Annotated in this window: 27 protein-coding genes and 1 tRNA gene; 13 read left to right on the forward strand and 15 right to left on the reverse strand. The window is 65.0% G+C overall.

The features are described 5' to 3' along the window. Window positions 1–9: 9 nt before the first annotated feature. Window positions 10–930, forward strand: coding sequence for a LysR substrate-binding domain-containing protein (locus tag K408_RS0130910; protein WP_024342244.1), 921 nt, complete (start codon window positions 10–12; stop codon window positions 928–930). A 223-nt stretch (window positions 931–1,153) separates the two neighbouring features. Here K408_RS0130910 and K408_RS0130915 read toward each other — a convergent pair whose 3' ends face one another. Both K408_RS0130915 and K408_RS0130920 read right to left on the reverse strand, forming a co-directional pair. Next, window positions 1,154–2,428, reverse strand: a complete 1,275-nt coding sequence (locus K408_RS0130915) for a cytochrome P450 (protein ID WP_024342245.1) — start codon at window positions 2,426–2,428, stop codon at window positions 1,154–1,156. A 125-nt stretch (window positions 2,429–2,553) separates the two neighbouring features. Continuing rightward, window positions 2,554–3,819, reverse strand: coding sequence for a cytochrome P450 (locus K408_RS0130920; protein WP_024342246.1), 1,266 nt, complete (start codon window positions 3,817–3,819; stop codon window positions 2,554–2,556). Window positions 3,820–4,202: 383 nt separating this feature from the next. Here K408_RS0130920 and K408_RS0130925 point away from each other — a divergent pair, with 383 nt between their 5' ends. The 3 genes from K408_RS0130925 (at window position 4,203) to K408_RS0130935 (ending at window position 7,037) form a co-directional block, all read left to right on the forward strand. After that, on the forward strand, window positions 4,203–5,348 hold the full coding sequence (locus K408_RS0130925) for a DUF898 family protein (RefSeq protein ID WP_024342247.1): 1,146 nt from the start codon (window positions 4,203–4,205) through the stop codon (window positions 5,346–5,348). Between the two features lie 3 nt (window positions 5,349–5,351). After that, the gene (locus K408_RS0130930; protein WP_024342248.1) at window positions 5,352–6,461 is read left to right on the forward strand and encodes a M48 family metallopeptidase; all 1,110 of its coding nucleotides are present in this window, start codon (window positions 5,352–5,354) and stop codon (window positions 6,459–6,461) included. An 84-nt stretch (window positions 6,462–6,545) separates the two neighbouring features. Further along, window positions 6,546–7,037 carry a DUF305 domain-containing protein gene (locus K408_RS0130935; RefSeq protein WP_024342249.1) on the forward strand — a complete coding sequence of 164 codons (492 nt, stop codon included), beginning with the start codon at window positions 6,546–6,548 and terminating at the stop codon, window positions 7,035–7,037. 15 nt (window positions 7,038–7,052) lie between these two features. Here K408_RS0130935 and K408_RS0130940 read toward each other — a convergent pair whose 3' ends face one another. The 4 genes from K408_RS0130940 to K408_RS0130955 all read right to left on the reverse strand — a co-directional run bounded on the left by K408_RS0130940 (window position 7,053) and on the right by K408_RS0130955 (window position 10,628). After that, on the reverse strand, window positions 7,053–7,265 hold the full coding sequence (locus K408_RS0130940; protein WP_024342250.1) for a hypothetical protein: 213 nt from the start codon (window positions 7,263–7,265) through the stop codon (window positions 7,053–7,055). 99 nt (window positions 7,266–7,364) lie between these two features. Further along, window positions 7,365–7,994: a uracil phosphoribosyltransferase gene (gene upp / locus K408_RS0130945; RefSeq protein WP_024342251.1), complete on the reverse strand. Its 630-nt coding sequence runs from the start codon at window positions 7,992–7,994 to the stop codon at window positions 7,365–7,367. 134 nt (window positions 7,995–8,128) lie between these two features. Then, window positions 8,129–9,364, reverse strand: a complete 1,236-nt coding sequence (locus tag K408_RS0130950) for a URC4/urg3 family protein (protein WP_024342252.1) — start codon at window positions 9,362–9,364, stop codon at window positions 8,129–8,131. A 7-nt stretch (window positions 9,365–9,371) separates the two neighbouring features. Beyond that, window positions 9,372–10,628, reverse strand: a complete 1,257-nt coding sequence (locus K408_RS0130955) for a GTP cyclohydrolase II (RefSeq protein WP_024342253.1) — start codon at window positions 10,626–10,628, stop codon at window positions 9,372–9,374. 308 nt (window positions 10,629–10,936) lie between these two features. Here K408_RS0130955 and K408_RS0130960 point away from each other — a divergent pair, with 308 nt between their 5' ends. Continuing rightward, the gene (locus K408_RS0130960; RefSeq protein WP_024342254.1) at window positions 10,937–12,064 is read left to right on the forward strand and encodes a threonine synthase; all 1,128 of its coding nucleotides are present in this window, start codon (window positions 10,937–10,939) and stop codon (window positions 12,062–12,064) included. A 29-nt stretch (window positions 12,065–12,093) separates the two neighbouring features. On the opposite strand, the gene K408_RS0130965 is transcribed toward K408_RS0130960, so the two are convergent. Continuing rightward, window positions 12,094–12,900: a DUF2927 domain-containing protein gene (locus K408_RS0130965; protein WP_433994156.1), complete on the reverse strand. Its 807-nt coding sequence runs from the start codon at window positions 12,898–12,900 to the stop codon at window positions 12,094–12,096. Between the two features lie 97 nt (window positions 12,901–12,997). Next, complete coding sequence (locus K408_RS0130970; RefSeq protein ID WP_024342256.1) at window positions 12,998–13,576, reverse strand: L,D-transpeptidase; 579 nt, start codon at window positions 13,574–13,576, stop codon at window positions 12,998–13,000. A 258-nt stretch (window positions 13,577–13,834) separates the two neighbouring features. On the opposite strand from K408_RS0130970, the gene K408_RS0130975 reads away from it, so the two are divergent. After that, window positions 13,835–15,382 carry an acetolactate synthase large subunit gene (locus K408_RS0130975; RefSeq protein ID WP_024342257.1) on the forward strand — a complete coding sequence of 516 codons (1,548 nt, stop codon included), beginning with the start codon at window positions 13,835–13,837 and terminating at the stop codon, window positions 15,380–15,382. Window positions 15,383–15,571: 189 nt separating this feature from the next. Beyond that, entirely contained in the window at window positions 15,572–16,090 is a 519-nt protein-coding gene (locus K408_RS0130980) for a hypothetical protein (protein WP_024342258.1), read from the forward strand. Window positions 16,091–16,149: 59 nt separating this feature from the next. Here K408_RS0130980 and K408_RS39310 read toward each other — a convergent pair whose 3' ends face one another. Both K408_RS39310 and K408_RS0130990 read right to left on the reverse strand, forming a co-directional pair. Continuing rightward, the gene (locus tag K408_RS39310) at window positions 16,150–17,094 is read right to left on the reverse strand and encodes a hypothetical protein (protein WP_155248711.1); all 945 of its coding nucleotides are present in this window, start codon (window positions 17,092–17,094) and stop codon (window positions 16,150–16,152) included. Between the two features lie 279 nt (window positions 17,095–17,373). Next, window positions 17,374–17,607: a DUF3551 domain-containing protein gene (locus tag K408_RS0130990; protein ID WP_024342260.1), complete on the reverse strand. Its 234-nt coding sequence runs from the start codon at window positions 17,605–17,607 to the stop codon at window positions 17,374–17,376. 260 nt (window positions 17,608–17,867) lie between these two features. Here K408_RS0130990 and K408_RS0130995 point away from each other — a divergent pair, with 260 nt between their 5' ends. The 4 genes from K408_RS0130995 (at window position 17,868) to K408_RS0131010 (ending at window position 20,200) form a co-directional block, all read left to right on the forward strand. After that, window positions 17,868–18,206 carry a hypothetical protein gene (locus tag K408_RS0130995; RefSeq protein ID WP_024342261.1) on the forward strand — a complete coding sequence of 113 codons (339 nt, stop codon included), beginning with the start codon at window positions 17,868–17,870 and terminating at the stop codon, window positions 18,204–18,206. Between the two features lie 160 nt (window positions 18,207–18,366). Further along, complete coding sequence (locus tag K408_RS0131000; RefSeq protein ID WP_024342262.1) at window positions 18,367–18,849, forward strand: hypothetical protein; 483 nt, start codon at window positions 18,367–18,369, stop codon at window positions 18,847–18,849. 56 nt (window positions 18,850–18,905) lie between these two features. Continuing rightward, complete coding sequence (gene greA, locus K408_RS0131005) at window positions 18,906–19,388, forward strand: transcription elongation factor GreA (RefSeq protein WP_024342263.1); 483 nt, start codon at window positions 18,906–18,908, stop codon at window positions 19,386–19,388. A gap of 134 nt (window positions 19,389–19,522) precedes the next feature. Continuing rightward, on the forward strand, window positions 19,523–20,200 hold the full coding sequence (locus K408_RS0131010; protein WP_024342264.1) for a membrane protein: 678 nt from the start codon (window positions 19,523–19,525) through the stop codon (window positions 20,198–20,200). 38 nt (window positions 20,201–20,238) lie between these two features. On the opposite strand, the gene K408_RS0131015 is transcribed toward K408_RS0131010, so the two are convergent. From K408_RS0131015 to K408_RS0131030, 4 genes are all read right to left on the reverse strand, one after another. Next, a complete protein-coding gene (locus K408_RS0131015; protein ID WP_024342265.1) occupies window positions 20,239–21,012 on the reverse strand; it encodes an SDR family NAD(P)-dependent oxidoreductase in 774 nt (257 codons plus the stop codon). Window positions 21,013–21,315: 303 nt separating this feature from the next. Beyond that, window positions 21,316–21,390, reverse strand: a tRNA-Val gene (locus K408_RS0131020). A 159-nt stretch (window positions 21,391–21,549) separates the two neighbouring features. Further along, on the reverse strand, window positions 21,550–22,848 hold the full coding sequence (locus K408_RS0131025) for a coiled-coil domain-containing protein (RefSeq protein WP_024342266.1): 1,299 nt from the start codon (window positions 22,846–22,848) through the stop codon (window positions 21,550–21,552). 119 nt (window positions 22,849–22,967) lie between these two features. After that, window positions 22,968–23,573, reverse strand: a complete 606-nt coding sequence (locus K408_RS0131030; protein ID WP_024342267.1) for a DUF1134 domain-containing protein — start codon at window positions 23,571–23,573, stop codon at window positions 22,968–22,970. Window positions 23,574–23,711: 138 nt separating this feature from the next. On the opposite strand from K408_RS0131030, the gene K408_RS0131035 reads away from it, so the two are divergent. Next, entirely contained in the window at window positions 23,712–24,197 is a 486-nt protein-coding gene (locus K408_RS0131035) for a YHS domain-containing (seleno)protein (protein ID WP_024342268.1), read from the forward strand. On the opposite strand, the gene K408_RS0131040 is transcribed toward K408_RS0131035, so the two are convergent. Next, window positions 24,191–25,021: a 3'(2'),5'-bisphosphate nucleotidase CysQ family protein gene (locus K408_RS0131040; protein ID WP_028146079.1), complete on the reverse strand. Its 831-nt coding sequence runs from the start codon at window positions 25,019–25,021 to the stop codon at window positions 24,191–24,193. The genes K408_RS0131035 and K408_RS0131040 overlap by 7 nt on opposite strands. 198 nt (window positions 25,022–25,219) lie before the next feature. Between K408_RS0131040 and chpT the strand changes: the two genes are divergently transcribed. Continuing rightward, a complete protein-coding gene (gene chpT / locus K408_RS0131045) occupies window positions 25,220–25,873 on the forward strand; it encodes a histidine phosphotransferase ChpT (protein WP_024342270.1) in 654 nt (217 codons plus the stop codon). Window positions 25,874–26,161: the final 288 nt, after the last annotated feature.

Here is a 26,161-nt window from a genome sequence, read left to right on the forward strand (position 1 = left end):
TTGGCAAGCATGGATTTCCGGCAGCTCAGGACGTTCAGTTGCGTGGCGGAGCTCGGCAGCCTCTCCAAGGCGTCGGACACGTTGCGCGTGGCGCAGCCGGCGCTGAGCCGGCAGATCAAGCTTCTCGAGCATGAGCTGCGCACCGAGCTGTTCACCCGCAACGGCCGCGGCATGGTGCTGACCGAGGCCGGCCGGCTCCTGCTGGCGCGCACCTCCGGCATCGTGCGGCAGATCGATCAGATCCGCGACGACATCCAGTCGGCCAAGGGCCCGCCCTCGGGCCAGGTCGTGCTGGGCCTTGTTCCGACGGTGAGCTGCGTGCTCTCGGCGCGCTTTGCGCGGCGCTGCGTCGAGAAATTTCCAGGCATTTCGCTGCGTATCGTCGAGAGCTACAGCGGCCACCTCGTCGAGTGGCTGCACCGCGGCGAGATGGATCTCGCCATCCTCTACGGCCGCTCGGCCGATCTGCATCTCAATGTGCAGAGCCTGGGGCGCGACAACATCGTTGCGGTTGGCCCGCGCGGCTGTGGGCTGGCGCGCAAGAGCAGCGTCGACATCGGCTGGCTGTTGCGCCAGCGCCTGGTGTTGCCCTCTCATTCCCACGGCCTCCGCGCACTGATCGAGCACGCGGCCGCCCAGCGCAAGATCAAGCTCAACGTCCAGCTCGAGGCGGATTCGTTCCGCGTGCTGACCAGCCTGGTCGAGGAGGGCCTCGGCTTCGCGCTGCTGCCGCCGTCGTCGGTTCATGGCGAGGTCGCCGACGGGCGGCTGGAGACGACGGCAGTGTCGAAGCCGATGTCGCGCGAGCTCATTTTCGCTTCTCCGATCGACCGGCCGGTCTCGACGGCCTCTCTCGCGATCACCGCGCTCCTGCGCGAAGAGGTCGCCGCCTGCCGCAAGGAAGGCGTGTGGGACATCAAACTGAGTTAGATGTCGTGTCGTAGAACAGTCGGGCGCCGCATTGCCTTCGCATCTGGCGCGACCTGTCATGCCGGAATTTTATAGCTGGGGGCTGCGGCGTCTGCGGCAGCCAAGGTGACGTACAGGTGGGCCCCGTCATTGCCAACGCAGCGAAGCAATCCAGGAATCTCTCCGCGGAGGAAGTCTGGATTGCTTCGTCGCAAGAGCTCCTCGCAATGACGGAGGAGAGAGCCTACCCCGCAATCCGCACCGGGAGCGATTCATATCCCTTGATGAAGCTGGAATAGATCCGCTTCGGTTCGCCGACCACCTCGATGCGGTCGAACCGCTGCAGCATCTCCTCCCAGACGATGCGGAGCTGCAGCTCGGCGAGGCGCATGCCCACGCAGCGGTGGATGCCGAAGCCGAAGGAGAGGTGCGTGCGCGGCCGCGGGCGGTCGATGATGAATTCGTTCGGCTTCTCGAACATCTCCTCGTCCCGGTTGCCGGAGACGTACCACATCACGACCCGGTCGCCCTTCCTGATGTGCTTGCCCCCGATTTCCGTGTCCTGCAACGCGGTGCGCCGCATATGTGCCAGCGGCGTCTGCCATCGGATCACCTCGGGCACCATGGAATCGATCAGCGCCGGGTTGGCGCGCAGTTTGTCGTATTGCTCAGGGTTCTCGTTCAGCGCCAGCACCGAACCGGTCATGGTGTTGCGCGTGGTGTCGTTGCCGCCGACGATGAGCAGGATGATGTTGCCCATGAGATTGTCGGGATCCATGTGGCGCGTCGCCTCGTTGTGCGCCATCAGCGACAAGAGATCGTTGCGCGGCGCGGAATTGACGCGCTCGTTCCAGAGCTTGGACATGTAGGCGTAGCACTCGTCCATCTCGCGGCGGCGCTCTTCGGCGCTGGCGACGATGCCGCTTTTTGGCAGCGCGGTCGAGACATCCGACCAGCGCGTCAGCTTGCGCCGCTCTTCCCATGGGAAGTCGAACAGGGTCGCCAGCATCTGCGTCGTCAGCTCGATCGAGACGCGCTCGACGAAATTGAAGGTCTCGTTGCGCGGCAGATTGTCGAGCACTGTCTGCGAGCGCTGCCGGATCAGCTTGGCGAGTTCGTCGAGATGCTGCGGGGTGAACATCGGCGAGACGGTCTTGCGCTGTGCCGAATGCTTGGGCTGGTCCATCGCGATGAAGCTAGGATAGTCGTAGCCTTCCGGCACGTCGCGGATCGAGATGCCGCCGAGCTTCGAATCCGAGGAGAAGATGCCGTGGTTGGTGTCGACATGCATGATGTCGTTGTATTTCACCACGGACCAGTAGGGCTCGATGGGCGCGTTCGTGCAGTAATGCACCGGCTCTTCCTTGCGCAGCCGCTCGAACCACGGCCACAGCGTGTCGTCCTGGAACAGCCGGGGCGCGCCGGGGTGGAATTGCGACAACGGCGTCGCATAGGCTTCCTCGCGCGCCCTGCGCAGGCGTTCGGCCTTGTGCACTTTGATCGGCGCTTGGATGTTCATGCTCATGGCTCCAGTTGGTTCTCTTCTTCGCCAGGCGAGGGGGCTCTCCGCGACCGTGTCTCAGCGGTTTCGCGGAGAGAGCCCTTACCCCGACCCTCTCCCTGCAAGAACGGGAGGGGAGATTGCTATGCCGCGATCTTCACCGGCAGCGTCTCGATACCTTTTACGAAACTCGAATAGACCCGCGCGGGTTCGCCGACCACATCAATATGGTCGAAACGCTTGAGAATCTCTTCCCAAATAATCTTGAGCTGGAGCTCGGCAAGCCTGAGGCCCACGCAGCGGTGGATGCCGAAGCCGAAGGAGAGGTGCGTGCGCGGGCGAGCGCGGTCGATGATGAAATCGTAGGGCCTTTCGATCACCTCCTCGTCGCGATTTCCCGAGACGTACCACATCACGACCTTGTCACCCTTCTTGATTTGCTTGCCGCGGAACTCGAAATCGGACAGCGCAGTGCGCCGCATATGCGCCAGCGGCGTCTGCCAGCGGATCACCTCGGGCACGAAGCTGTCGAGCAGATCCGGGTTGTCGCGCAGCTTGCGATATTGCTCCGGATGCTGGCTCAGGGCGAGAAGCGACCCCGACATGGTGTTGCGGGTGGTGTCGTTGCCGCCGACGATCAAGAGGATCAGATTGCCGAGGAAGTTCTTCGCGTCCATGTCGCGCGTCGCGGCGCCATGCGCCATCATCGACAACAGGTCGCTCTTCGGCGGCTGCTCGGCGCGCTCCTTCCAGAGCCGCGAGAAATAAGCCGCGCATTCCGTCAGCTCGGCCATCCGCTCGTCCTCGGTGGCCACAAGGCCGCCGGGCCCGGGTATGGTGGTGGCGACGTCCGACCAGCGCGTCAGCTTGCGGCGGTCCTCCCAGGGGAAGTCGAACAGTACCGCCAGCATCTGCGTGGTCAGCTCGATCGAGACGCGATCGACCCAGTCGAACACCTCGCCGCGGGGCAGGTTGTCCAGGCACTCGGCCGAGCGCTTGCGGATGTTGATCGCGAGATTGTCCAGATGCGTCGGGGTGAACATCGGGGCCACGGTCTTGCGCTGGGCCGCGTGGCGCGGCGGATCCATCGAGATGAAGCTCTCGCGGCGCAGGTCCGGATCGATGTCGCGGATGGTGATGCCGCCGAGCGCGGAGGCCGAGGAGAAGACCGCATGGTTGGTCTCGATCTCCATGATGTCGTTGTAGCGCGTCACCGACCAATACGGCCCGAACATCGAGTCCTTGCAATAGTGCACGGGGTCTTCCCGGCGCAGGCGATCGAAATAGGGCCAGAACGTATCGGTCCTGAACAGTTCAGGATCGCCCGGATCGAACTGCTCCAGCGGCAGTGACGTGGCGCGCGCGCGAAGCACGTCAAGCTTGGCCGCGCTCTCGATGGTCCCATGCATGACCACTCTCTCCCTGCGTGAACCGCGCGTCGTTGAATTCTGCGCGACGGTATTTGATTTGCAATTACAGCCGGTTGTCGGCGCCGGGGCAAGGGAGAGTTTTGCCACATCCAGCTGAGTGGGCAGGGCGCGTCGCCCGGATGAAGCGAGAGCGTAGTCCGGGATTGCGGCCGCAATCGACACTGTCCCGGATTGCGCTCCGCTCGATCCGGGCTACGGGACACGACGAGCGTGATCCCCCGCACACCGTTTGTCTTGGAATCGTGCCAGAAACCTCCTGGAATCGAGCGAAATCGAACCCGCCCCTGTTGGGGATCGACTAACCTCTGACCTATAGTTTGACCGCAAGGTACCCGCATCCCGAGGTTGCTGCCGTGAACGATATGCAATGGGCCCCCGTCGGTTCCGAACCCCTGCCCCCGCCGCTGCCGCCGGCGCGGGTCGATTTCACCGGCAACCGCTCCGAGTTCCGCAAACTGGTCACCAAGGGTGCCCTGCTCGAGCTCGTCACCTTCGGCTTCTACCGGTTCTGGCTCGTCACCGACATCCGCCGACATCTGTGGGCGCACACAGCGCTCGACGGCGATTCCGCTGAATATACCGGTCGCGCCAGGGAGCTCCTGGTCGGCTTCCTGGTGGCGCTCGCGATCCTGGTGCCGATCTATCTTGCCTATTTCCTTGTTGGCATCGAGTTCGAGCGCTGGCAGGCCTTCGCCTCGGTGCCGTTGTTCCTAGCCTTTTACGCTTTCGGCCAGTTCGCGATCTTTCGCGCGCGACGCTATCGCCTGACGCGCACGATCTGGCGCGGTGTCCGCTTCTGGATGGACGGCTCGGGCTGGGCCTACTCCCTCCGCGCCATGCTGTGGGGCCTGCTGGTGCTCCTGACGCTCGGCCTGGCATTGCCTTGGCGGGATGCCGCGCTCGAGCGCTACAAGATGCAGCATACCCATTACGGCAATCTCACCGGTGATTTCGAAGGCGACGGCTGGACGTTCTTCAAGCGCGCCTGGTGGCTGTGGCTGCTGAGCCCGATTGCACTCGTCGTCTTTCCGCTCGCGCCGTTCTTCTTCGCCGAGTTCAAGGCGCGGCAATGGCGCTGGTGGCTCGACGGCATTCGCATCGGCGACGTCAGCCTGTCCTCGCGATTGCCGCACGATGCGTTCTACGGCCTGTACTGGAAGGTGGTGGGGTGGTGGACGCTGCTCACGATCGCCTTCATCGCTTATATTGCGGGTGGCGCCTTTCTGCTCGTCGCGCTGAGCGGCGTTCCGGCCGAGGAGGTCTTTGGGGGCGACAATGCTGCCAAGAGCATCCCGATGGTGGTGATAATGGTGCTTGGCTATTTTGCGCTCGCCCTTGCCATCAACATCGTCATGCGCGTCTATCTCCAGCGCGATCTCTGGGCCAAGGTGCTGGAGACGATCGAGGTGCACAACATCGCGGCCGCCGCGGATGTGCGTGGCAGCGCCCAGCTCGCGGGCGCGCTCGGCGAGGGCTTTGCCGATGGACTGGATGTTGCAGGGTTCTAAGCCGTGAGTGATTTGTTGACCGAGGCTCCGGCGCAGCCGGTCAGGCCGACCATCTTCTTCGACGGCACCTCGAGCCGCAGGCGCGAGGTGACGCTGACGCTCGGTGATGCGCTCGAAATCCTCGAGGATGGCGCAGCGCCCGTCCGTTGGGCCTATGCGGATATCCGCCGCGCCGACAGTCCGGCCGGGGTCTTGCGCCTGGCTTCGACCTCCGCGCCGTCCTTGGCGCGGCTGGAGATTAGAGATGCCGCGCTGGCCGCGGATCTGACCACGCGATGCTTGCGGCTCGACGAACACCGGACGACGCGCGGCGGTGTCGCCAAGATCGTGGGCTGGTCGGTGGCCGCCGCCGTCTCCATCGTGTGCGTCGTCCTGTTCGGCGTGCCGCTCGCCGCCGACCGGCTCGCCCCGCTGGTGCCCAAGCCGGTCGAACGGCGCATCGGCGATGCGGCCGAGGTTCAGATGAAGGCGCTTTTCGGCCGCAAGGTGTGCGAGGATCCCGCGGGCAAGGCGGCGTTCACGAAGCTCGTCAACCGGTTGCGCGATGCTGCCGGCCTCGACGACAGCATGACGGCGGGCGTGCTGCCAACCTCGGTGCCGAATGCGTTTGCGCTGCCCGGCGGCAAGGTGTTCGTGCTGAAGGGCCTGCTAGACAAGGCCGAGACTCCCGACGAGCTCGCCGGCATCCTCGCCCACGAGCTCGGCCATCTCAAGCATCACGACAACATGCGCGGCCTGATCTACAACGGCGGCACCTCGTTCCTGATCGGGCTCTTGTTCGGCGACGTCACCGGCTCCTCCGCCGTGATCTTCGCCTCGCGCAGCCTGGTCGAGGCTTCCTATTCGCGCGAAGCCGAGACCGGTGCCGACACGTTTGCGATCGAGATCATGCATGCGCTCGGCCGCTCGCCCAAGCCCGCAGCCGAATTGATGTTCCGCATCACGGGCAAGGAAGGCGGCTCTGGTCTGACAAATATCCTTGCCAGCCACCCGCTCACCGAGGATCGCCTCGCGCGGATGACCAAGGAAGATCGTCCCGCCAGCGGCGCGCCGCTCTTGACCGACAAGGAATGGCAGGCCCTGAAGGGGATCTGCGGCAGCGGCAAGGTGTGACGGTCCACAGACTGGTTGTCCGCGGCGAGGAACGATCTCTCCGAGCAAAGTTATCCTTTCGACGCGGAGATTGGGAAGTTCCACATGAGCTATGGTCGCTTCGCCGCGATGATCGCGACTTCTACGGTCATCATGTTCGGCCTGATGTACCTCAACACGTTTGCCCTGGATCACGTCTGGTACAGCCAGACCCGAACCTGGATGGCGCTGCTGATGGGCGCCGTCATGGCCGCACTGATGCTGGGCTTCATGTGGAGCATGTACAGGAACCGGACCGCGAACATCGCCATTCTCGCGGGCAGCGCCGCGGTGTTCCTGACGTCGCTCTGGCTGGTCCGCAGCCAACAGACGGTGACCGATGTCGCCTATATGGAGGCAATGATCCCGCATCACTCGATCGCGGTGCTCACGAGCGAGCGTGCGCGCATCAGGGATCCCCGCGTTCGCAAGCTGGCTGACGATATCATCGAGGCGCAGGTGCGGGAGATCGACGAAATGAAACGCCTGATCGCCGATCTCAAAGAGAAGCCGCCGTCGGCCGACGCAAAGGACCTGCCTCCGAGGCCGCCGACATGACGCGCCGCGATTGCATCATTTCGCAGGCGCAGCGGGCGGATTCGATCCGGTGGTGACGTTCGGCGCCGTATTCGGGTTCGAGGTCGTGGTCTGCGGACCGATCTCGCGCCCATTGTAGAAGAAGACGACGGCGACCACGGCCATCACGAAGATGGCGCCGACTGCCCAGCCCACCGGGCTGTTGCGGCGCGCACGGTCAGTCCTGGGGTCGTCATTCTGATGAGTCATCATGCTCTCCATTGCACAGGGGGAGAACCTCGCGCACTGCAAGCTGTTCCACGAGCGCACTGCGACAGAACGAATTAGCCGCGGCTGCGCCGGGAAGCGCTACCGTGTTCCGTAGGCGCGGTCGCCCGCATCGCCCAGGCCCGGCAGGATGAACCCGGTCTCGTCGAGGCCTTCGTCCACCGCAGCTGTCCAGATCGGCACGTCCGGGTGGAAACCGCGCAGCCGTTCAAGGCCTTCCGGCGCGGCGATCAGGCAGGCGAGACGGATGTCCCTGGCGCCGCGCTCCTTCAGGCGGTCGATGGCGGCGACGGCGGTGTTGGCGGTGGCCACGACCGGCGTCACCACGATCGCCAGCCGCTCGCCGAGATCGGACGGCGATTTGAAGAAATACTCCACCGCGGCAAAGCTGTGCGGCTCGCGGTAGAGCCCGATATGCGCCACCCGCGCGGTCGGCACCAGGTCCATCATGCCGTCGACGAAGGTGGTGCCGGCCCGCAGCATGGGCACGAACACCAGCTTCTTGCCGGCGATCTTGGCCGAGTGCATCGTCGCCAGCGGCGTCTCGATCACGGTGTCGGTGAGTGGCAGGTCGCGCGTCACCTCGTAGCACAGGAGCATGCCGATCTCCTTGATGAGCTCGCGGAACGACTTGGTCGAGATGGATTTGTCCCGCACCAGCGTCAGCTTGTGCTGCACCAGGGGATGATCGACGATCGTGACGCCTTCCATGGTCGGATGCTCCTCAAATTCACCGAGTCGTCATTGCGAGCCCAGCGAAGCAATCCAGGCTGTCACCGCGGAAAGATTCTGGATCGCTTCGCTGCGCTCGCAATGACGCGCGTGGTCGCAAATCGCAGACCATTCTAGAACACCGTGCCGTCGCTGATCACCCTCAGCGGCGGCGAACCATCGGGGCGTCGCAAAAAGGCAATCGTGCGGCCGGCGGCCCAGGTGCCGCCTTCGAGGATGCTGGCGAGCGGCAACCTCTCGGGCGTGCGGCCGAGCTTGGCGCGAATGAGTTCGGCAAGACGATCCAGCAGCGCGACCGTCAGCGCGCGCCACTCCACGACGAGCAGCGAATCCACCGCATGCGCGCGCTGGGCGTCGGCGGCATCGCGCAGGCGCAGCACCTCATGATCGACGAACAGGCCGCCATTGCGGTATTCGGCAAGTCCGGTCAAGCCGTCGATGTCGGTCACATCGAAGCCGGCGCGCTGGAGGGGCTCGATCAGCGAGTAGCTCAGCCATTGCGACAGCTTGTGCAGCGGCACGAGACCTGCGGTCGCGTCATCCGCCGTGATCGCTGGATGCCGCCAGCAATCGCCGAGCGGAATGCCTGCGATTTCGAGCCGCGAGGGCCAGATCGGACCGAGCTGGTTCAGCACCGCCGACAGGATGGCGGGCGCCGTGATGACCCCGCCTGAGGCCTGCGCGGCGATGTAATCGAACAGCCCGCCCGGCCGCGGCGTATCGCGCAGACCGAAGACCTCTGGACGATCCGCGGCCAGCTTTCCAAGGCGCCGCAACAGATCGGTACGTCCTTCGAGCCCGAGCAGCGGATTGGCATCGCTCGCCTGAAAGGCGGATGCGAGTGCCGCGGCCTGCAGCATTGCGAGCACATCCGCATCGGCCCTGAACGGAGAGCCGGCATCATGCGAGAAGAGCCCGCCTGCGAACATGTCGAGACTTGCGATCGCGAGCCCCTCGGAGCGGCCAATGGCTTGTCCCGTCACCGCATCGCGGTAGCGCCACGCAGCGCCCGCGCCGGCATCGAGCAGGACGCTGACGATGGCAAGATCGAATTCTGAGCGCGCCCGCGCCGCGCGATCCGGCCAGGACGCAGCGTCGGCCAGCCGCGCCCAGCGATCGGCGCCGCCAAGCACGAAGTGCCGCCAGCGCGCATGAAAGGGAACGTCCAGCGTCGGATAGGCTTTTCGGGTGACCGTGAGCACGGCCTCCGCGACGCCGTCCATACGGTCGAGATCGATCGCGAAATGTGTGAGCCTGCCGGCGAGGCCGAGTTCGAGCATCTGGCCCGCCCGCGCGCGCACCGCGTGTGCGGTGAGCAGCGAGCGTGCCTGCATTTCCAAAGCGTCCATCGCGCGATCAGTACTTTTCCAGCGAACGCCCGACCACGCCATTCACGTCCTTCTCCGGCGCGATGTCGGTCGAGTAATAGCCGGCGGCCTTTTTCGCGGCGATCTCGACATGGGCGTCGGCGGGAATGAGCTCCAGCGGGATCGGCACGCGCTCGACGATGTCGATGCCCTGCGAGGTCATTGCGTCGTATTTCATGTCGCTCATCGACAGGAAGCGGTCGATCCGCTTGAGCCCCAGCCAGTGGATCGTATCCGGCATCAGTTGCTGGAAGCGTGCATCCTGCACGCCGGCGACGCATTCGGTGCGCTCGAAGTACGCCGCGGCCGCATCGCCATCCTCCTGGCGCTTGCGCGCATTGTAGACCAGGAACTTGGTGACCTCGCCGAGCGCGCGGCCCTCTTTCCGGTTGTAGACGACGAGCCCGAGCCCGCCCTCCTGCGCGCCGCGCGCGGATTCTTCGATGCCGTGGATGAGATAGGGACGGCAGGTGCAGATATCGGAGCCGAACACGTCGGAGCCGTTGCACTCGTCATGCACGCGGCAGGTGATCTTGGTGCGATGATCGGGCAGTTTCGTCACGTCGCCGAACAGATAGACCGTGGTGCCGCCGATCGGCGGCAGGAACACCTTCATGTCCGGCCGTGTCACGAGTTCGGGAAACATGCCGGCGGTTTGTTCGAACAGCGTGCGACGCAGCTCGGTCTCGCCGGTGCCGAAGCGCGCCGCAAGCCCCGGCAGATGCCAGACCGGATCGATCGCGATCTTCACAACGGAGACGCTGCCATTGGCGTGCACGACGTCGCCGTCGGCACGCAGCCGCTTTGCGGCGAGCGCCTCGCGGATCTCCGGCAGGTCCAGCCGCGCCCGCGTCACCGCGATGCTTGGCCGGATGTCGGCGCCCTCGGTGATCTCCGGGCGAAAGTTTTCCGCGACCAGATGCCCCCAGGGATCGAGCGCGACGATCTTTGCGGGATCGCGCCATTGCTCGAAAGGCCCGATGGTCGCGGCCGGAAAGGTGTTGGTGAGGTCGGGCCTGCGAATCGGATCGAGAGCGCCGGCGGAGACCGCGAGCGCGCGGTACATCGCATAGGAGCCGCCATGGCTGCCGATCACGTTGCGATCCCCGGTGCGCGACACCGTGCCGACAATCGGCCCGCGGGCGCGGGCATCGGCGGCGCCCCAGTGGATCGGAAAGGCGGCCTTCCGGCCCGGCTCCGGATGTGAGGTCAGGCGGATGTGGTCGGTACGGTTCGCGCGGCTCATGTCCAGGCTCCCAAAAAGCCACGGCCCGCCGCTCGGACGGGCCTGGCTCGCTTGCGTTGCGGGACTGGAAGCGCCGGCGACGCAAGCTCAATCCAACATAGTGTAGCGGGCTGCGACGACAGACAAGTTAATCGTGCCGGGCGGACAGGGCGGCCTGCGGCCGGTTCCCTGACGCCTGCCGATCTCGCGGCGGCGCACGCGCAGTCACTTCAAGAGATTGAAATATTGTCAGTTTTCGTGTTTTCAAGGAACTGAATGGTTTGGCTGTGCGGGCGGGTCCGTACGGGCCGCCTGCGTTGGAGACTGCCATGCCCGCCGCCAGCTATGTCGATCCCCGCAACGGACGGCTCTATCGCCTCGACCAGCCGCGCTGGTGCTCGGACGAGCGCACGCCGCTGCTGGTGACGCCGGGCGCCGGAATTTCGCGCGAGGACATCGAGCGCCGCACGCGCTCATTGTGGCGCTACCGGGCGGCGCTGCCGGTCGAGATCAAGAGCCCGGTCTCGCTCGGCGAAGGCTGCACGCCGCTGCTGCAGCAGGCCTGGGGCGATCTGCGCCCGTTGTTCAAGCTCGAATGGTTCAACCCGACCGGCAGCTTCAAGGATCGCGGCTCGGCGGTGATGCTGTCCTTCCTGCGCCAGATCGGCATCTCGGCCATTCTCGAGGATTCTTCCGGCAATGGCGGCTCGTCGATGGCTGGGCTGGGCGCCGCCGGCGGCATGCGCGTGAAGATCCTCGCGCCCGCCTCGACCTCGCCCGCCAAGATCGCACAGGTGCGTGCCTACGGGGCGGAGGTGCAACTCGTCGAAGGACCGCGCGAGGAATCGGAAGCCGAGGCCATCCGCCAGTCCAGCCAGACATTTTACGCCAGCCACAATTGGCAGCCCTTCTTCCTCGAAGGCACGAAGTCGCTGGCCTATGAAATGTGGGAAGATCTCGGCTTCCGTTCGCCCGACAACGTCATCGTCCCGGTAGGCGCCGGCAGCAGCCTCTTGGGGTGCGCCTTCGGCTTCCGCGAGCTGCTGAAGGCTGGCCAGATCGCAAAGCTGCCGCGCCTGTTCGCGGCGCAGCCGCTCAATTGTTCGCCGATCGATGCGAGCTTCAAGGCCGGTGTCGATACGCCCGTCGCGCGCGAGGTGCACAAGACCATCGCCGAGGGCACGGCGATCAAGAATCCGCTGCGCCTGCGCGAGATCATCGGCGCCTTGCGCGAGAGCGGCGGTGGCACCATTGCGCTCACCGAGGACGAGATCGTCGCCGCCTTGCGCCGTCTCGCCCGCCAGGGCCTGTTCGCCGAGCCGACCAGCGCCAGCGCGGCGGCCGCGCTGGACAAGCTCGCTGCCGCAGGTGCGATCAAGCCGACCGAGACCACGGTGGCGGTCCTCACCGGCACTGGGCTGAAGGCTGCAACGACCGTCGCCGATCTCGTGCAATAGGGCCGTGCGGTTTGCAATGACGACCGACTTCACTCCTTCAGATCATTTACCCGCTTCACCCAGGCGCGCACGTCCTTGAGCACCGCGGGCAGCACCGCCTTGACCTCCGCGACCGTCATGCCCGCCTTGACGCGGGGATCGTAGAGCAGATTGAGGATGTACTGGTCGTAGACGTCGAAATAGCCCATCGAGACGTTGTCGTTGAACATGGTCCAGGGCACGCTCGCGGTGTCGTTGATGGGCCCGAGCGATTGCAGCAGCTCCTCATAAGCGCAGTCGAGGAAGACGAAGTCGCCGTTGTCGACGGTGAGGATGACATCGGAATGCTCGATCTCGAAGCTGTCGTTCTTGCGGAAGCCGGACAGGCATTGCGGATCGAGCGAGGAGCGGATCTCACGCGCCTTTTCGGCGCCGTAGAAGCTGGTGAGGGTGCGGAAGAGGTCGCGGTCGCGCACCAGCTTCACCCGCACATTCGCAGCCTCCCTGGTCTCGGTCATGGCGATGTCGAGATGCTGCACGCGTGTGCCGATGTCAGACACGACTTTGGCGAGCTGCGTCTTGCGATCGGCGCGGTCACTCTCGGCGAACACGCGCACCGGCCCGTCGAACTTGCGAATGCGGTCGACACGGCCGGCGAGGTGATATTCGGCGCCGAACGCCGTCTTCAGGAAGCCCTCGACGATCTCGCGGTCGGTGAAAGTCTTCTTCTCGGTTCGCTGGCGCGAGGAGATCGCGGGCAATTCGCCCGCGGCGGCCCTGGGTGCGGTGTCAGGCACCAATGTGAACGCGGCGAGCGCGAGGAAGGCGATGCGAAGGCGAGGCGAGGGCGGATTCATTGCGCTCATCGTATCGCGACGCTGCCGCATTCCCCCCGCGCGCACAAGTCCGCAAATTCACGCGCCGTACGGGTTGCGCCCCAGTCGCGTGCCGCGCCTAGTTGTTCAGCACCACGACGGTGGTGCCGACGGCGACGCGGCTATAGAGGTCGGTCACATCGTCATTGGTCATGCGGAAGCAGCCCGAGGACACGGCCTGACCGATCGTCTCGGGCTCGTTGGAGCCGTGGATGCGGTAGAGGGTCGAGCCAAGATACATGGCGCGCGCCCCGAGCGGATTGTCGACACCACCCTTCATGTGGCGCGGCAGGTCGGGGCGCCGCGCCAGCATCTGCGCCGGCGGGGTCCAGTCCGGCCATTCCCTCTTGGCGGTGATCTTGTGCACCCCGCCCCAGCGGAAGCCGTCGCGGCCGACGCCGATGCCGTAACGCAGCGCCTGCCCGTTGGGGAGCACCAGGTAGAGCCGGCGCTCGCTCGTGTTCACCACGATCGTGCCGGGGGCGTAGTTGCCATTGTACATGACGGTCGTGCGGGGAACGGGATTGGCGCCGGAACGGAAGAAGTTCGGGCCGCCGCCCATGATGTCGCGCGTGTCGAACTCCTCGGCGAGCGCGCCGGCTGCCGTGGCCGACAGAAGTGCGATGGCGGCAATCGGCGCGGCAAAAAACCGGATCATTGTCTCCCCCGGAAAGAAATCGATTCAATGAATGCCACAGGCCACATTTGCAGGCATTCCGCAAGCCACGGGCCCGTGAGCCATGCTTAACCTTTGGCGTTACCGAATCGGCAACCACAATTTGCCGGAAACCATTAGCCAAACCGGCGCACCGTCGCGCGGGGCAGGGCCGCGATGGCGGCTATTGCTTTGACGGAACGCGCGAACAATGATTGATCCCGACGGATATCTGGTTATGGCCGGTTGCAGGAGCTTGGGATGAACGGTGCGGAAAGCCTGGTGCGAACGATGGTCAAGGGTGGGGTGGACGTCTGCTTCACCAACCCAGGCACCTCCGAGATGCATTTTGTCGCAGCGCTCGACCGCGTGCCCGGTATGCGCTGCGTGCTCGGCCTGTTCGAAGGCGTGGTGACGGGGGCCGCCGACGGCTACTTCCGCATGAAGGGAACGCCGGCCTCGACGCTGCTGCATCTCGGTCCGGGCCTCGCCAACGGCCTCGCCAATCTGCACAACGCCAAGAAGGCCAATTCCGGCATCGTCAACATCGTCGGCCAGCACGCCACCTATCACATCGGCTACAATGCGCCGCTGACCTCCGACATCGAGGGCCTGGCCCGGCCGATGTCGTCCTGGGTCCGCACCTCGCCGGATGCCAAATCGGTCGCCGCTGACGGCGCCGCCGCGATTGCCGCCGCCAAGAGCGCGCCGCCGCAGATTGCGACCCTGATCCTGCCCGCCGACACCGCCTGGAACGAGGCCGACGGCATCGCCGAGGTTCCGGCCGAGCAGCAGCGCGCCAGCTATTCGCCGCAGGCGGTCGAGCAGGCCGCCAAGATCCTGCATGGCGACGGCGAAGGCACGCTCCTGCTGATGACCGGCAGCGCGCTCAGCGAGCAAGGCCTGGCACTCGCCGAGCGCATCGCCGGCAAGACCGGCTGCACCGTGATGGGGCCGACCTTCCGCCCGAAGATGGCGCGCGGCCGCGGGCGCTTCTCGATCGACCGCATCCACTATGTCATCGACCAGGCGCTGCCGATGCTGGCGAAGTTCCGCCATATCGTGCTGGTCGAGTCCGACGATCCCGTGGCGTTCTTTGCGTATCCGAACAAGCCGAGCGTGCTGCGGCCCGAAGGCTGCGACGTGCATCGCATGACCTCGTGGGGCGAGAACTCGGTCGCCGCGCTCGAGGCCCTCGCCGACGCCGTGAAGGCCAGCGCCAAGGATGTCAAGCCGCAGGCTTTGCAGGAGTTGCTCAAGCCGACCGGCGCGCTGACCCACGCCTCGATTGCGCAGTCGATTGCCTACGCGATTCCGGAGAATGCGATCCTGGTCGACGAATCCCTCACCACCGGCCGCGCCTTCTTCCCGCCGACGGCGGCCGCCGCGCCGCACGACTGGCTGCAGAACATGGGCGGTTCGATCGGCTTCTCGACGCCGCTGTCGATCGGTGCCGCGATCGCCTGTCCGGATCGCAAGGTGATCACCATGGTCGGCGACGGCAGCGCGATGTACACCATCCAGTCGCTGTGGACGCAGGCGCGCGAGAACCTCGACGTCGTCACCATCGTGTTCGCCAACCGCATCTATCAGATCCTGCGTGGCGAGTTCGACAATGTCGGCGCCGGCGAGCCCGGCCAGCGCGCCAACGACATGCTCAGGCTCGACCGCCCGACGCTGGATTTCGTGGCAATGGCGAAGGGCATGGGCGTGCCGGGCCGCGCCGTCACCAATGCCGACGAGTTCAACAAGGCGCTGGCCGAAGCCGTCGCCGAACCCGGGCCGCGCCTGATCGAAGTCCAGATATAGGCCTGGCCGGTTGCGCCGCCAATTCCGGCCTCATGTAGTCCGGATGGAGCCAACGGGTCGGCGCAAGCGCCGCCCGATGACAGGCTCCGCGTAACCCGGGGCTGGTGTGTTTTTGCGAGAATCCCGGATTGCGCTACGCTTCATCCGGGCTACCGACTCTTGCGTGCGCGTGATGGGCCCGGAGGCACGATGCAGACCGAGCTGAACAAGGTGATCGCAGCGCTCCGGGACTTCTATGCCCACGAGGGCTTTCTGTTCGAGAAGGACGTCGGCGAGCGCGCGATCACACACCGCTTTGCCGTGCATCTGGAGAAGCATTTTTCAGGCTGGTCGGTCGACTGCAATTACGACCGTCTCGGCGAGCGCACGCTGCACCTGCCGCACGGCAGCATCATCTCGACCGACGACCATCTCGGCAAGTCGATCTACCCCGACGTCGTCGTGCATCAGCGCGAGATCCCGAACAATCTGCTCGCGATCGAGATCCGCAAGGCAAGCAATCATACGCCGCTGGAGCACGACGAGCACAAGCTGAGGGCGCTCACCGACCCGCATGTCTGGTTCGCCTACACGATCGGCGTGCTGCTGGTGCTGGATAAACCCGGCGTCACGCTGTCGGACGTCTATTTCGGCGGGGCCCCCGACCCGGCATTGGCGGTGTGGTTCGCCAAGCAGCTGGGCGAGGCGGACCTTGCCGGGGCCACGTGAGGGCGCTGGCGAACAGCACGTCCCGCGGTCCTGTTGGCGAGGACCCCGAGCCTCCTCGCTCAGAACTTGAAGCTGCTCTGGATGAATGTGCCGTATCGGTCGACCTGATAGGTCTGCGCCTGCCCCGCTCCGCCCGGGGGCTCGGTGAAGTCGTTGATCCCCGTGTGCCAGTACCGGGCGCCGATTCCCACATTCGCGTTGGGCGTAACGGCATAGGACATCACCGTCTCGAGCTGGAAGCCGTGGCCGTAGCCGCGAGAGGGCTCGGTCCCGAAGGTAAAGTAGTGCGTGTCGAAAGCTCTCACGTCGGAATAGGTGTAGGCGGCATCGACGGTCAGCTTGAGCGCCGGCGTAAACCAGAGATCGGCCACGGCGCCGGCGCGTACGGTGTGCAGGATATCGCGCTCTGTGATGACCTTGACGCTGCCGGCGAGGGCGTCGGCTCCTTCGCAGATTTGACCGCCGGACACAGTCTGCCGACACCCCCATGCGTCGGCCAGTTCGCCGCGGTAATGGTAGCCGACGAAGGCACCCAGACGCAGGCGCGGCTCCGCGTTGACGGGGTGCGATTCGTAGAAGGAATAGCCGATATCGAGGCTGGCGTAGCTCAGAAAGCCGCGTGTCTGGCTCTGCGTCTTCGTGTACGGCCCGTTGAAGAACGGCGGGAAATCCTCGTCGTTCATGGTGCCGCCCGTGATACCTCCATATCCGCCGTAGCCCTTGACGAAGAACTTCATGGGGCTGTCGACCCGGAAGAAGACCTCTCCCGAATGCGTGCTCATGTTGTGATAGTCGAGCCGCGAGATGACCGGAGAAGACCGCGAGCCGGTGGTGTGCAGGTCGTAAGCGGTGCGGCCGATGCTGTACCAGTACCGTGCGCCGACCTCGATCTGCCAGAGATTGGGCGGCTCGGGAGTCCTGACGTCCTTGACCGGCAGATCGGCGGCGATTGCCGGAGCGATGAGCATGAACAGGCCGGATGCGAAGAATGCTGCCCTGTGCACGACGCCCTCAGCCTGCCTGTTCCGATGTCTGCGAATCGGAATGAGAATCTCGAGGCGGATTGTCGGGGCTTGCTGCAAGCGAGGCAATCCGTAATCTCGCCTGCGCAGGAGATTGACGGCCGGTTGTGGCAACTTGGCACCTCGCGCGAACAGCGCGCTGGCGATGTAGCTGCTCGCGATGGAGTTTGAGTGAAAGTGTAGAGCGCCGCGTGAGCGGATCCGCCCAAGGCGCGCGGCGTGCGCCTTCACGCACGCCGCTATGCTTCAGCCGCCCTTTCGTCAGTAGTAGTAAGGCTGCGAATAGGCGTAGCGCGGGTTGATGCCGCAAAAGGCCGACGTGCCGGAAGCCGTGGCGGCACATTGCTGGTATGTGGCGAACTGGCAGTTCCCGGGATAGCCCCAGCTGCGGCCTTGCAGGCAGTATCTGTCGTTCGCGGCCTGGGCCGGTGCCGCCGACAATGACGCGGCGATCAAGGTTGCAAACGATGCAAGCGTGAGGATGGTGCGACGCATTTCAATCTCCTTCGATTGGGGTGGAACGGCCGTGCCGTGGCGTTCCCAGTGGACTGTCTGATGCACGGTCATGCCAGTGTTGGTGTCCGCGACGCCGGATGCGTTCGAGGTGAGGTACATCGTGACGCAGCCCGCGACAGACAATGTGATCTCCACCACAGTTGGGCCCCATGTTCCGACCTATTCTCGGCCAACTTGCACGCCTCGATCCCGCGGGACTAGGCTTGCCTCATTCGGACAGGGCAATTTTGGAGGTTCTGATGCAGAAGTCATACTTGCTGGCTGCGACGGCAGCGCTGGTGCTCGTGATGCAAACGCCGCTTGCCCTGGCGCAGGGCGCACCGGCCGCCGGTGGAACCTCCACGCCTGCGGCGACAACCGCTCCGCCGGCCGGGGCGACGACGGCGCCAACCGCGACCACCGACAGCGCCAGCCAGCCCACCGACACCAAGAAGAGCGCGTCGAAGAAGCCGGCGAAGAAGAAGATGACGCGGCAGCAGGAGATCGATCATTCGGTCGAGACCGGCACCGTGCCTGCGCGCTACCGCAGCTCGGTCCCGAAGCAGTACCATCAGTATATTCCGTTCGATAAGCGGTAGCGGATCGCGCGGCGGCGCGACGCCATGAGCGTTTGCGCCGCTGATGTGGTCGAGGGGGCCTATGGAATAGGGGCCTTGGCCAGGCGTGTCCGAGGCTCGATTGTGGCGATCGGCAAGTCCGGTGCTACAATAGGCCGATGTCTTGGGGGAAGCTTGGGGAATGACGAGCGACGACGGGAAGGATGCTGGCCTGGTCGCCATGATCAGCAGCATCCTGGGAGGCAACAAGCGCGCAGACAATATCACTCCGCCGCTGCTCACCGAGGTTCCACCGACAGCACCGGCGGACGAGGCGGTCGAGCCATCCCCAGCCGATCCTGCGCCCGCCAGCTCCGAGCCTGCGCCCGATGCCGCGCCGGCTGCAACGAATGCGGTCGAAGCGCCATCGAAAATTGCGACCACGCGTGACGGCAAGCAATTGCTGCCGGCCGAAGCGATCGCCGATCTCGTGCTTGGCGAACTGCGCAAGCTGGAGGATTTTCCGGCCTCCGGCGTGTCGGTCACGGTCTATGGCTACCGGAATTGGAACGCGATGCTCACCTTCGCGCCGTTCTCGACCACTTTCCAGAACGCGACCCGGTTCCGCCAGGCCCTGCCGGACGTGGTTTTCAAGCTCCGCCGTTTCGTCGAACTTGAGATATAATCTCGGGCAATCGGCGGCGTTTGGGTCGTCGTCAGACAGCTCGACAGGATCTTCAATTGAGCGTTGCCTTCACCAAGGAAGAGAGCGCCGAAACCGCGTCCGAGACGCTGTTGCCGGACCGTCCGATCTCGCCGCATCCAAACCTCGTGACGGAGGCAGGCTTCAAGGCGCTGCAGGCGCAGCTTGCCGACGCGCGCGCGGCCTATGAAGCCGCGCAAGCCATCGAGGACGTCAACGAAAAACGCCGGCAGTCGGCGGTGCCATTGCGTGACGCCCGCTATCTTGCCGAACGCTTACGCACCGCGCAGGTTGTTCCCACCTCAGTCTCGACCGACGTCGTCGCGTTCGGCAGCACCGTGACCTTCAGCCGCGCTGACGGTCGCGTGCAGACCTATCGCATCGTCGGCGAGGATGAGGCCGATCCGAAAGCGGGATCGATCTCGTTCGTCTCGCCGGTCGCGAGGTCGCTGATGGGAAGGGCGGTTGGCGATGTCGTGGGCGCGGGTGCGCAGGAGATCGAGATTCTGTCGATCGCGTAGGCGCGGTCAGACGGATCGCGAGGATTGCTATCGACAGGAGCGATCTCATTCGCCTAAAGCATCCGCCACGGGTTTCCTTCTCTTGTCCTGATCTCGATGGTCTCCGCCTTGTCCGCGAAACAAAGCTCGGTCGAATGAGACGGTTTCTGTCGGGAGCGTTGCCGTTCTACGCGCTGGCTGGGCTGGCCGTATGCATGTACCTCGTCCTGTACAAGACGAACCTCTTCGACTTGAACGCCATCGTCCAGGGGGCGAACGGTTCGTGGTGGTTTCCGGCCTTCATGTTCGTCTGCGTGCTCCTGGAGTCGGTCTTCCCGTATTTCGGCTATTTTCCCGGCACGGCCCTCATCCTGATGTCCGTGGCGCTCAATCCGAAGTCCGCGGATGTCTCCGTCTTTGCCGTGGCGTGGCTCGCCATCATCCTGGGTGCCGTCTTGAGCTACGGACAGGCGCGTTTCTTCAGGCCGCTCTTGCAGCGGGTTGCCTCGAAAGCGGCGCTGCGCCGATGTGAGTCACTCCTCCACGCCTACGGTCCTTACGCGCGCATTGCCCTGTTCGTTCACCCCAACGCCTGCGCGATGTATTTCACCGCGCTCGGACTTCTCGGCGGCAACCTGATGCGAGAGCTCGTCTATCTCTGCGTAGGTGCTACGGCAGCCGTGGGAGTTCTGTTCGTCATCGTGACGCGACTCGTGTCGGCGGTGGGCCCCACCGATGATGGGCAGTTGCAGCTGCTGCTGGCAGCAGCGCTGGTCGCGATCGGGACGCTCGTCGGTCTCTATGCGGCCTTGCGAGCGCAGCGGGTTGCCTGAGAGAGGCGACAATCGGATCGTCGGTATTCGGTGCCCGCTCAGACCGCCGGCAGCTCAACGCCCGTCAGCTTGCTCAATTTCTCGATCAGCCGGTCCTGAAATTCTTCATCGGTTGCCTCGCCGGCCGGCTGCTGCTGCTCGAGATGATGCCAGTAGCGGCCGCTCACCTTGGCACGGGAGTCCTCACTCACTGCGAGCCAGGCCTGAGTCCGCTGTCCGGTGTCGATATCGACCGGCGCGCCCGCACCGCCCATCTTCGTGCGCACCCAACCCGGATCGACCGCGTTGCTCAGGACGTCGGGCCAGCGTCGCGCCAGCGCGAAGGCAAGTGCGACGACGTGCAGCTTGCTCTCGGCATAGGCTTTGGCCGGGTCCCAGGCCCGCTTCGTCCAATCGAGGTCGTCGAGCGAGCCTTCGCCACCGCGGTGCAATCCGCTGCTGAGATACACCAATCGGCCGGGCCGCTCGATCAGCGCCGTCAGCATGTACGGCGCAAGCGTGTTGATGGCCAGGGTTTCGGCATGACCTTCCGGCGTCGAGCCGCGACTTGGCCGCGTATAGACGCCGGCATTGTGGATGACCGCGTCCATCCGTCCGATCGCGTTGACCTGATCCGCGATGCTCTTCGTCTCTGCTGCGCTTCCGAGATCTCCGGCTACCAGCCCCGCGGCACGCGAGGCGAGCCCGCCGAGTGCTGCGGCACGATCAGCCGAACGCGCGTGCAATACGACGCGGTGACCTTGATCGAGGAGCGATTGTGCCGCCGCGCGGCCGAGACCGTCCGTGCTGCCGGTGATGAATACGATCGCCATGCGCTGCTCCTTCAAGTGTTCCTGGACGCGCTCTACGCCGCCCGCGCATTACTGCCGATCCTGATAGTGCCTCGCGTTCCAGCCGATCCACGTTGGCACTCCGACCATCGTGTCATTCTGCCGCTGCTTTGCCCGACGCGTCAAACGCATATTCGGGAAAAGAGAATGCATATCACCCATTGATCCGGCTGATGCCGCTACTGTGCATGGGGTTGTTTTCGCGCTTTTGCTTGGGGCGGTTCACCCGGCAGCCCGCATGCCCGTCGGCGGTCATCAACAGCCGGTCTGGTTCACGAAGATGAATGGTGGGCGCACAAGGGATCGAACCTTGGACCTCTCCCGTGTGAAGGGAACGCTCTCCCGCTGAGCTATGCGCCCGGGACCATCGTACAGCTGGCCGTGACTTTCGGCCGGCCGGCACATCGGAGCCCGCGATTTAGAAGTGCGGGCCGGAGGTGTCAAGTTTTCAGGCGGTGCAGCGGCGGAAAACCTGCGGCAGGACACGCCCTCGGCAAGCGAGGCCGGGGTTTCGGCCGGTTACGCGCCCTGCTGGCGGGCGCGGGAGGCGTGGGCCTGGAGCGCGCGGATGCGCTCGGCGAGCGTTCCGCCGCCTTCGGGCAGGCGGGCCGCGGGGGCGCCGTTGGTCGCGGCATCATTGGCCGGGCGCGGTGCCGGTTTCGCCGGCTGGCCGGCCTCGGCCGCGAGCAGCGCCTCGATCGGCGAGTTCGGGCCTTCGAGCTGCATCGCGAGCTTGGCGACTTCCGCCGCGATGTCGTTGATGCGCTCGCGCAGAAGCGCGTTCTCCATGCGCTCGGTCGCCCAGGAGCTCTCCGCCTGCTGCTGAATTGCGTTGATGTCGCGCTGGAGCTTGGCGCGCTCGTCGCGCGCGGTGCGTAGCTGCTCCTCCAGCGCGGACTTTTCCGCGCGTAGCTGTTCCATCGCAGCGGACGATCTGCCGCCGCTGAGCGCGGCGATCTCAACGCGCAGCTCCTTTATGGTGCGCTCGTTGCTGTCATTGGCCTGGCGCAGCTGGTTGTTCTCATAGTCGCGCTCGGCGAGCAGCTTGCCTTGCGTGGCAAGGCGCCCCTCGAGATCGGCGACACGCGCCGACAGCATCTCGGCTTCCTTGACCTGTATGATGAGCTGGCGATCGAGCTCGGTGACGCGCTGGCTCAGATTCTCGACGCGGCCGCGCGCCTCGCCGAGCTCGCGCGAGGCAGTCTCGGATTCAATCCGCTCCTGCGCGAGGCGTGCTTGCGTGGCGGCAAATTCCTTCTCGGCATCCCCGACGCGGCTCTTCAGTTCCTCGATCTGCGTGCGCACGGCGATCAGCTCGACCTGCCGGCTCTCCGCCATCATCGAGCGGTCGGACAGCTCGGTGTTGATCTTGGCAAGCTCGGCCTGCTTGTCGGCCAGCGCGATCTCGGCCTCGCGCAAGGCTGCGGTCTTGGCGTTGAACTCCTCTTCGGTGGCGCGAAGCTGCTCCTTGACCGCCTTCTCGCGCGCCTCCAGCGCGAAGATCGTGGCATTCTTCTCGCCGAGCTCGATCTTCATGCGGTTGATGGCGTCGCTCTTCTTGCCGAGCTCGGCGAGCTGGCTCGTTGTCTTGTTCTTGAGCTGCTCGACGCTCATCTCGAGGCGCCGGGCCGACATGGCGAATTCGGCGCGAAGCTGGTCCTTGTCGGCCTGGATCTCGGCCATCGACAGCGGCGTGGCGGCCTCGAGCCGGCGCGTGGTCAGGCGCACCGCGCGGTTATGCACCAGCGGCACGATCGCGAGCCCGCACAGCATCGAGAGCAGGAAACCGATCGCCAGGTACATGATCGGCTCGACCATGGGCCAGAACTCCCAGAGCTAAGGAAAAATTTACCAACGACAATGCATGCGGGGCCGGCAAAAAGCCAGCCCTGGACTGTCGTTAACCTTGATCCGTCACCGAATGGGAGGCGACGATCCTAGAATGGGTTCCAGGTCGCGCGCGGGGTGTACTTGAGATAGCCGATGTTGGCGCCCAGCCGCAGGCCGAGGCCGGAGCGGATCGGCACCAGCACGATGTCGTTGGCAGTGAGGGCCGTCATGCCGAAGCCGCCGATGATGTAAGCCGAGCCGTCGATGCCGGCAAAGCGCTGATAGATCGCATTGGTCGCAGGCAGATTATAGACGAGCGTCATGGTGCGCGCGCCATCGCCGCCCCAATCGAAGCCGAGCGAGGGCCCCTGCCAGTAGACTCTGAGGTCGCCGGCGTTCTTGGTGTAGAGCGTGCCTTCGCCGTAGCGAAGGCCGGCGACGAAGGCGCCGGAGCCTTCCTCGCCCAGGATGTAGCCGTTGGGGAGGCCCCATTGGCTGACTGCCTTCTCGATGATCGAGGCCAGCCCGCGCGAGACGTTGCCGAAGAAGCGGTGTCCGGCGCCGACGAGTTCGTCCGGGCCGTAGGTATTGGGCGTAGGGGTTCGCTGCGGCGGCGGAAGGTCAGGCGGCGGCGCATTCTGGGCCGAGGCCGGCACGATCCAGCCTACCATCGCGGCAAGCGCGAGCGCTGCAAGGCGTGATGCGAAAGTCATAAAGAACCCCTGGTACCGAATCCGGTCGCTTCCTTAACCTGACGCCAATAGGCACGGCTCTAGGTTGCGCCGGATGTCCCCTCGACTCGGATGTTATCCGCAGCAACTATGACGGCACAACGGCAGGAAGATAGCCCTTTGCGCCCCGGAATTGCCTTGATCGGCCGCCTCGTGTGTCTGCTGGCGGGCCTCTGGATCGCCGGCGCGGTGGTGCCGGCCAAGGCTGCCACCACCGAGCGGATCGTCGTCAATCGCTTCACCGGCACTGCCATCGAGGGGTTCGACCCCGTGGCCTATTTCGTCGATGGGGTGGCCATGCAGGGGACGGCGGAGTTCGAGGCGAACCTCTGGGGCGCGGTCTGGCGCTTTCGCAACGAGGGCAACCGGGCCTCGTTCCTGGCCCATCCCGAGATCTACGGGCCGCAATTCGGCGGCTATGATCCGGCCGATATCGCCCGCGGTGTCACCATTGCCGGCAATCCCTATTTCTTCGCGATCGTGGCGCAGCGGCTCTATCTGTTCAGCCGGGAAGCCAATCGCGACGCCTTCGTCGCCAATCCGGAGCGCTTCCTCTATGAGGTACGCAAGCGCTGGCCGGCGCTTCGGGAACAGCTCGGTCAGTAGCAGCCTACCGCCTGCGGATCGCCCCAGGCGATGAAGTCCGGAATGATGAAGCCTGTATCGCTGCGCTGACCGAAGCGGAGCTCGCCGCCCTTGCCATCGGTCACCCTGCCGCCCGCCGCGGCCACGACAGCAGCGCCGGCTCCGACGTCCCATTCCGAGGTCGGTCCGAAGCGGGGATAGACGTCGGCGCTGCCTTCCGCGATTCGGCCGAATTTCACGGCCGAGCCGACGGTCCGTCTGACCGCATTGGGTCTGCTGTCGATGAACGCCTCGCTCTTGGGGTCGCCATGCGAGCGGCTCACCGCCGCGATCCAGGGCTCACCGCGCGCCGGCAGCTTGCGGGTGTTGATGGGCTTGGCGGTACTGATGGTCGCGCCGTTGAAATCTACCCGCTCCGCGCCGCGGCCGACGATGCCGCGCCAGAGCAGTCCGAGAGCAGGCGCACTGACGATGCCGAGCAGCGGCACGCCTTCCGTCACCAGGGCAAGGTTGACGGTGAACTCGTCGCGACCGGCGACGAACTCCTTGGTGCCGTCGAGCGGATCGATCAGGAAGAAGCTGCCCTGAAACGGCGGCGAGGCGAGCTGGGTCCGCTCTTCCGACAGCGTCGGAAGGTCGCCCGCGAGCTGCTCGAGGCCGTCTGCGATGATGCGGTCAGCGGCAAGGTCGGCCTCCGTTACCGGCGAGCCATCCTGCTTGCCTTCGATCTGCATGGCGGCGCGGTTGACGGCAAGGATCGCCTCGCCCGCCTTCACCACCAGCGCCGTCAGCGGCTCCATCAGGCCAAAGGCGGCTGACTCGTCAACGATCCGATTCACTTGCATGCCTCATTCATCGGCGATCCGTCCCTCGTCACTGATTCGCCCCGATCGATTCGACTGGGGCATTATGGCCCGCTCGAACCGATCGCAAGCTAGCTGCCGCGGGCTTGCGAGTGTTAGAACCCGCAGCATCCGTCAAGCATGCGTGATTCGCGGCGCCCGGCGCCGTGCAATTCCAGGAACCCTCCAGGACCCCATTATATGTCTGACGCCTCGTCGCCCGCGACCGCTACTGCTCCCGATATGCTCGAACTCGCAGCGCTCTTGTGCTCACGGGTCTGCCACGATCTCATCAGCCCCGTCGGGGCCATCGTCAATGGGCTCGAAGTGCTCGACGACGATCCCAAGCCCGAGGACCGCGAGTTTGCCCTCGACCTGATCCGCAAGAGCGCCAAGACCGCCTCGGCCCGGCTCCAGTTCTGCCGCCTTGCATTCGGCGCGGCCGGCTCATCCGGCGCACAGATCGATCTCGGTGATGCCCAGACCATGGCGCGCGGCCATATCGAGGACGGCAAGTGCTCGATCACCTGGAATTTGCCGCGGCTCCTGCTGCCGAAGAATCGCGTCAAGCTGCTGCTCAACATGCTGGTCGTCGCTCAACATACGATCCCGCGCGGCGGCATGCTGACGGTCGACCCGATCGGCGAGGGTGAGACGATGAGCTTCCGGATCACTGCGAGCGGGCATAATGCGCGCCTGCCGCAGAACATCTCCGAGCTCCTGAGCGGCGAGCGCGGGCCTGCCGCGGATGCGCATGCGATCCAGCCTTATTATACGCGGTTGTTGGCAGAGGCTTGCGGACTCACCGTGAAGCTCGCGCCTGAAGGCGAAGCCATCACCGTTACCGCTTCGTGAAGCAACGTTGCGCTCGGCACGTTAATTGAATCTTTACGAGGCGCTTCGGCTTGTCCGCGGCGCCTTATATCTTTGTTGGTTCCGTTCTTTTGCACATACTCAACCAATATTAAACGCTTTGCGGTGAAGCTGGCCTCATTCCGAAATGGCGCATCACGCCTCGTGCGCGCCCTTCCTGTATGAAGGCCTGTTTTCATGGATGATCTGTTGCGGGAGTTTTTGACGGAGACCAGCGAGAGCCTGGACACCGTGGACAATCAGCTGGTGAAGTTCGAGCAGGAGCCGAAC

Origin of the sequence: Bradyrhizobium sp. in8p8, assembly GCF_000426845.1 — a bacterium.
Taxonomy (GTDB): Bacteria; Pseudomonadota; Alphaproteobacteria; order Rhizobiales; family Xanthobacteraceae; genus Bradyrhizobium; species Bradyrhizobium japonicum_C.

Coding starts and splice junctions, on each gene's coding strand:
- K408_RS0130910 (WP_024342244.1), top strand. CDS start 10: ATGGATTTCCGGCAGCTCAGGACGTTCAGTTGCGTGGCGGAGCTCGGC.
- K408_RS0130915 (WP_024342245.1), bottom strand. CDS start 2,428: ATGAACATCCAAGCGCCGATCAAAGTGCACAAGGCCGAACGCCTGCGC.
- K408_RS0130920 (WP_024342246.1), bottom strand. CDS start 3,819: ATGCATGGGACCATCGAGAGCGCGGCCAAGCTTGACGTGCTTCGCGCG.
- K408_RS0130925 (WP_024342247.1), top strand. CDS start 4,203: ATGCAATGGGCCCCCGTCGGTTCCGAACCCCTGCCCCCGCCGCTGCCG.
- K408_RS0130935 (WP_024342249.1), top strand. CDS start 6,546: ATGAGCTATGGTCGCTTCGCCGCGATGATCGCGACTTCTACGGTCATC.
- K408_RS0130940 (WP_024342250.1), bottom strand. CDS start 7,265: ATGACTCATCAGAATGACGACCCCAGGACTGACCGTGCGCGCCGCAAC.
- upp (WP_024342251.1), bottom strand. CDS start 7,994: ATGGAAGGCGTCACGATCGTCGATCATCCCCTGGTGCAGCACAAGCTG.
- K408_RS0130950 (WP_024342252.1), bottom strand. CDS start 9,364: ATGGACGCTTTGGAAATGCAGGCACGCTCGCTGCTCACCGCACACGCG.
- K408_RS0130955 (WP_024342253.1), bottom strand. CDS start 10,628: ATGAGCCGCGCGAACCGTACCGACCACATCCGCCTGACCTCACATCCG.
- K408_RS0130960 (WP_024342254.1), top strand. CDS start 10,937: ATGCCCGCCGCCAGCTATGTCGATCCCCGCAACGGACGGCTCTATCGC.
- K408_RS0130965 (WP_433994156.1), bottom strand. CDS start 12,900: ATGAATCCGCCCTCGCCTCGCCTTCGCATCGCCTTCCTCGCGCTCGCC.
- K408_RS0130970 (WP_024342256.1), bottom strand. CDS start 13,576: ATGATCCGGTTTTTTGCCGCGCCGATTGCCGCCATCGCACTTCTGTCG.
- K408_RS0130975 (WP_024342257.1), top strand. CDS start 13,835: ATGAACGGTGCGGAAAGCCTGGTGCGAACGATGGTCAAGGGTGGGGTG.
- K408_RS0130980 (WP_024342258.1), top strand. CDS start 15,572: ATGCAGACCGAGCTGAACAAGGTGATCGCAGCGCTCCGGGACTTCTAT.
- K408_RS0130990 (WP_024342260.1), bottom strand. CDS start 17,607: ATGCGTCGCACCATCCTCACGCTTGCATCGTTTGCAACCTTGATCGCC.
- K408_RS0130995 (WP_024342261.1), top strand. CDS start 17,868: ATGCAGAAGTCATACTTGCTGGCTGCGACGGCAGCGCTGGTGCTCGTG.
- K408_RS0131000 (WP_024342262.1), top strand. CDS start 18,367: ATGACGAGCGACGACGGGAAGGATGCTGGCCTGGTCGCCATGATCAGC.
- K408_RS0131010 (WP_024342264.1), top strand. CDS start 19,523: ATGAGACGGTTTCTGTCGGGAGCGTTGCCGTTCTACGCGCTGGCTGGG.
- K408_RS0131015 (WP_024342265.1), bottom strand. CDS start 21,012: ATGGCGATCGTATTCATCACCGGCAGCACGGACGGTCTCGGCCGCGCG.
- K408_RS0131025 (WP_024342266.1), bottom strand. CDS start 22,848: ATGGTCGAGCCGATCATGTACCTGGCGATCGGTTTCCTGCTCTCGATG.
- K408_RS0131030 (WP_024342267.1), bottom strand. CDS start 23,573: ATGACTTTCGCATCACGCCTTGCAGCGCTCGCGCTTGCCGCGATGGTA.
- K408_RS0131040 (WP_028146079.1), bottom strand. CDS start 25,021: ATGCAAGTGAATCGGATCGTTGACGAGTCAGCCGCCTTTGGCCTGATG.
- chpT (WP_024342270.1), top strand. CDS start 25,220: ATGTCTGACGCCTCGTCGCCCGCGACCGCTACTGCTCCCGATATGCTC.